The following is a 1604-nucleotide window of genomic DNA, read 5'->3' on the forward strand; positions in this document are numbered from 1 at the left end:
CACGCCCTTGTTAGTCAGGTAGTCGGCCTGATAGGCGGTTTCGACGCCTTCAGCAATAACTACCAGGCCCAGCTTCATCCCCAGTTCAATTACGTTATCGGCGAGCAGTTGTGACAGCGTGTCCGACCCTATCTTGCTGACAAAGGTCAGGTCCAGTTTGATGATGTCGACCGGAAACTGTTTCAGATAAGCCAGACTCGCATGACCGGTACCAAAATCGTCCAGCGCAACCTGTATGCCCATGGCGCGTAACCGATTGAGCATGTCGAGCGTGCGGCTATCGTTGCGCAGCAACTCTCGCTCGGTTAGCTCCAGCGTCAATACCACCGTGCCCGGTAAAAAATGGTTAATAAAGAGTGCGCAGTTATCCAGTAATGTCGTTGAGTTAAAATGTGCAGCGCTGATATTCACCGCAACATGAAAAGGTGAGGGTAGCAGGGGCAGCACTGTCACCAGTGTAGGGATGACCTGGGTCATCATTTGGCTGGTCATTGGCACAATCAAACCTGACGTTTCTGCCTGAGGGATAAAACAGTCAGGGCCGAGTAACCCTGCTTGCGGGTGCTGCCAGCGCATCAATACCTCAATACCACAAGGTTGGCGGGTGCGGGCATCGATGACCGGTTGTACATATGGGATGAACTCGTTGGCATAGAGTCCGCGACGCAGCTCCTGGGCAGGGGTATTGGGGCGTCTCAACCACCACAGAGTTAGCGAACCAGCGCCTAGTGAGCAGAGCAGTAATGGCAGTAAGGTGCGCCAATGACCTTGCAGCCAGTTTGCCAAGGGGGCGGTCGCTCTGGGATATCCGACAGTAATAGAAAAGGGGTAACGCTTTGATGCGCGGGTCTGTTTTGCGGCTAACGCGACGTCAGGCTCGGTGTTGTGATGGCGCCCTGCCTCATCAAGCCAGTGTGAGCCCACTCGTAACCAGCTGCGCTGTGCGTCATCCGAGGTGTCAGTCAGCACCTTGGCCAGGTGGGTGCTGTCAATGCTGATGATGACTGCCCCATTGGTGACAGGCATGCGCAGCGATAGTACTGGATGGTCAGGCCACCAGGATGACCCGGGTAACAGTGCGATTTTACCGGCAAAAAAAGCGTCTTTTGGGGCGCGCTGTTGTACCTCACCCAACAGCGAGCTGCAGTACACGACATCATCGCGCCCGACGAGTTTGATGGTGCGTACAAATGCAGCCTTGGTGGCTTCGTGGTGCAATACCGATAATGCGGCCTGGCATGGTTGACCAACCCTGTCGGCGACTTTGCAATTAACGCGTTCCGCATCTGTCAATATCTGCTCGATATGTCGCAAGGCCTCACGCGTGGCGGTGAGTGCTTGTTTTTTCTGGTCGCGCTGTTCGGTCAGGTAGAGCAACGCTCCCCCCAGCAGCAATGGCAAAATGCAGCCCAACCAGGCTAATGGCCAGTGCCAGCGGGACATCGGGGGGAGGGGGCGCGGAAATGGCATTATACTCATCCTTTATCTCGTTAATAGCAAGGTCATTTCTCCACCTTGGTACATTGCCAATAAGTGTCCGCCCCTCTGCCATGGTTTAACTCTTGCACATTGCTGCCTAATACGAGTTGCCGCAAATGATAGCG

The 1604-nt window shown here is 54.7% G+C and carries 1 protein-coding gene; it reads right to left on the reverse strand.

Features of this window, described 5'->3' with window-relative positions:
- Nucleotides 1-1470, reverse strand: a 1470-nt coding sequence (locus ACE1BR_RS23220; protein ID WP_374874449.1) for an EAL domain-containing protein, incomplete at its 3' end; no start/stop codon positions are given.
- Nucleotides 1471-1604: the final 134 nt, after the last annotated feature.

The organism is Aeromonas sp. MdU4 (assembly GCF_041929505.1).
GTDB lineage: Bacteria > Pseudomonadota > Gammaproteobacteria > Enterobacterales > Aeromonadaceae > Aeromonas.